Annotated in this window: 3 protein-coding genes; all 3 read right to left on the reverse strand. The window is 56.2% G+C overall.

Annotated features, from left to right (window positions below):
- Window positions 1-194 (reverse strand): nitrilase-related carbon-nitrogen hydrolase (locus JV551A3_RS24995; RefSeq protein ID WP_328592116.1); only part of this gene is annotated, 194 nt, incomplete at its 3' end.
- A 144-nt stretch (window positions 195-338) separates the two neighbouring features.
- Window positions 339-2,276 carry a flavin monoamine oxidase family protein gene (locus JV551A3_RS25000; protein ID WP_133979217.1) on the reverse strand — a complete coding sequence of 646 codons (1,938 nt, stop codon included), beginning with the start codon at window positions 2,274-2,276 and terminating at the stop codon, window positions 339-341.
- 144 nt (window positions 2,277-2,420) lie between these two features.
- On the reverse strand, window positions 2,421-3,164 hold a 744-nt coding region (locus tag JV551A3_RS25005; RefSeq protein ID WP_235874642.1), incomplete at its 5' end, for a thiamine pyrophosphate-dependent enzyme.

Genomic DNA, 3,164 nt, shown 5'->3' on the forward strand with positions numbered 1-3,164 from the left:
GCCCGCGTGTGGAAGGTGTAGCCGGTATTNGNCAACTCGGGTAGCACGATCAGGTTGGCGCCTTCACGCGCTGCGCACCGGGCCAATGCCAGGCCCTTGCTCAGGTTGCCATCACAATTCTCCAGCCCGACCTGAGGGTCGTATTGGATGACAGCGATACGTACAGGGCTGACGGACGTGCAATGTTCGGACATGACGGCTTCCTTTTATGGTTGTTTTGGAAGGGCGCCAGTAAAACGGGGTTGGGCTGGGGAGTGACAGTCGGGGAGTTCCTATGGGATCGAAGGATAAGCGAAGTGTTCCAGTAGGAAATTCCCCACAAAAACTCCCGGATGCAGCTATTTCCCAGCTTGATAATGTGGGTAGTGGTTCAGGGTAAAGCCACCATTGAACGATGCCGATGTTCTGTTGCACAGGTTGATGACCGCATCGAGCGCCGTGCGTAGACACGGCTCGGTCCAGCCGGCGTCAACAGAGAAAGACTCTCCAGCCAGATACAACCCTGAACTGGCACTCAGATCACGGTTGTACTTCATCAGGCTCACTGCATCGTAATAGGTCCCAGCCCGATACAACTTTGCGCAGCCAAGCGCGTTTCGATCAGTCATCCAACGCTGTATGCGAATGTTGCGGGTATCGATATAAGGCGATATGGGTTCAGCCACGTTGCTGCAGCGAAGGAGGATTCGATCGAGTTCCTTCACGCACTTGTCACCCAGTTCTTCATCAGAGAACGCGGCCAGCTTCGTTGCATCGTCTTCCCAGGTGTAACTGAGCAGTATGCAGTCATCAACGTAATGGTCGTTGTAGCGATAGGCATAGACATCGTGAACGAAACTGTCAGTGACCAGGATTTGCGGAAAATCGGGGTTGCGGTCCAGGAAGCTCTTCTTCAGCGGGGCATAGACCTTGCAGCTCGTCTCCCAATGAGCATGCTTCCAGGCATCCAAGATCGTCTGCGGCAATATCTGACGGCTGAAACCGTCGAGGCGGATGTTGGTTTCGATCAGCCAGGAAGGGATGGTCAAGATCACACTGTCGAAGTCTTCATATTGGACGCTCCCCTGCACCGGATCACTGCAATGCCAACGGTATCCGACCCGTATGCGACCATCCTCCAGCTTTTGTAGGGAACAGACCGAAGTGTCGGTTAGTAACCCATCATCTCGTTGCAGCAGGTGGTCATACAGCGAGGAACCGCCCATCCCGGCGTCCAGAAACATGAGGCTTTCGTCCATCGCCGCAAGCCCGATATAGGCGGGCCCCTGAAACATCAACCCTTTACTGTCAGGGACGCTGCTGGCTTCAAGATGGGGCGCAACGTAAGGCATACCGTCCTGGTCAACACGCCCATGCACCAGCTGTAGGTGACTGCTAAAGCCAAAGATTGCTGTGCGCAGCGGGTACAGGCAGCAGACGTCATAAAACGCTCCCCAGCTACCGTCTCCAATCCCGATTGAATAGAAGATGGCCGACTCGTCGCCACTCATGCCTAGACCACCAAAATCACCAGGGTTTGCAGGGTCCCAAGCCGCAAGAGCTGGCAAATGCACCAGGTCTCTAAACGATAATCGATGGTAGCGCTCGACGATCGCCGACCACATCGATTCCCAGCTATCAGTGCCATAAACCGCTGCAATACGCTCGGCGAACTGCTCTGCAAAATGGCGCCATTTATCGTAGACCTGCTGAAGCATCGCAGTGGGAGGTGGTGTTTTTCCTTCAGGATTGCGCCAGACCAACAGCACAGGGTCTCTATTACCCTCTAATTGCCCGTCACGAAGATATATTCCAGTGGCATTCACCCAAGGTGTCCCGGGATTTGGAAAATCGGAAATTCGTAGCTCGAACAGCTTCGCGTAATAGGCCATAAGCGAACGCCCATCTTTCGGGGGTTCGCCAGCCCTGTTGAAGAACGGCATGCGCATGGCGCCCATCTCAAAAGGGGTTATAGGCTCTTTTTGATTTCCTGCGTTATTTACCAGCGTGAGATGGCGCCCGCCCACACGCCTGGACTGCTCGATCAAAGTGATACGGGTAAAGCCGCAACGTAGCAATTCACGGCCTGCGGTTAGCCCGGTAACACCAGCACCGACAATACAGATCCGATGATCCGGTTGAGTGGCACATGCGACTCCGCCCTCTTGTTCGAGTAGACGCCGATAATCAAAGCAAAGATCAGGAGGATTAGGGTAACGCGCAGCCCACGGCTTTACGGGCAGAGATGGTTCGATAGTCAGATCAGCAGGATGGTTGTGTGTGGAGCCGATGGTCATGGTCTCGTGTTCTCTATGAGTTGAGAACATGAGAATGATCAATCACGAGATGCGTGAAGAGGTTGTTAGTTAGCACCAACCGGCCATCGAAGGATCGTGAGATCGCTGTGATGGCCGGATTGATGTCAATAAAGCCGTTACGCCTTACACCGCCAGTGCGCGCTCACGCAGCTCGCTGTTGAGGATGCGGTCGTTTTCGCTGTAATCGACCGGGCAGTCGATCACGTGCACGCCCGGGGTCTTGATGCAGTGTTCGAGCAACGGCAGCAGGCCTTCGGCGCTTTCCACACGGTGGCCGTTGGCACCGTAGGCTTCGGCATACTTGACGAAGTCCGGGTTGCCGTAATCCAGGCCGAAATCGGTGAAGCCCATGTTCGCCTGCTTCCAGCGGATCATGCCGTAGCCGTCGTCACGCAGGATCACCACGGTGATGTGCATGCCCAAGCGTACCGCAGTCTCCAGCTCCTGGCTGTTCATCATGAAGCCGCCGTCGCCGCACACCGAAATCACCGGGCGGTCAGGGTGCACCAGGTGCGCGGCCATGGCCGATGGCAGGCCGGCGCCCATGGTCGCCAGGGCGTTGTCCAGCAGTACGGTGTTCGGCTTGTGCGCCTTGTAGTTGCGGGCGAACCAGATCTTGTAGATGCCGTTGTCCAGGGCGACGATGCCTTCGGACGGCAGCACGCGACGGATGTCGGCAACCATGCGCTGCGGGTACACCGGGAAGCGGTTGTCGTCGGCACCTTCGGCGATGTGCGCTTCGTTGGCTTCACGAATCGCCAGCAGGCGGGTGAAGTCCCAGTGCGAAGTGTCGTTCAGCGCTTCTCTGATCTGCCATACGGCTTTGGCGATGTCACCGATCACTTCCACCTGTGGGAAGTACACGGC

This window comes from Pseudomonas inefficax, from assembly GCF_900277125.1.
GTDB lineage: Bacteria > Pseudomonadota > Gammaproteobacteria > Pseudomonadales > Pseudomonadaceae > Aquipseudomonas > Aquipseudomonas inefficax.

What these genes read in the sequence shown, in the direction of transcription:
- JV551A3_RS25000 (WP_133979217.1), bottom strand. Translation starts at nt 2,276, where the DNA reads ATGACCATCGGCTCCACACACAACCATCCTGCTGATCTGACTATCGAA.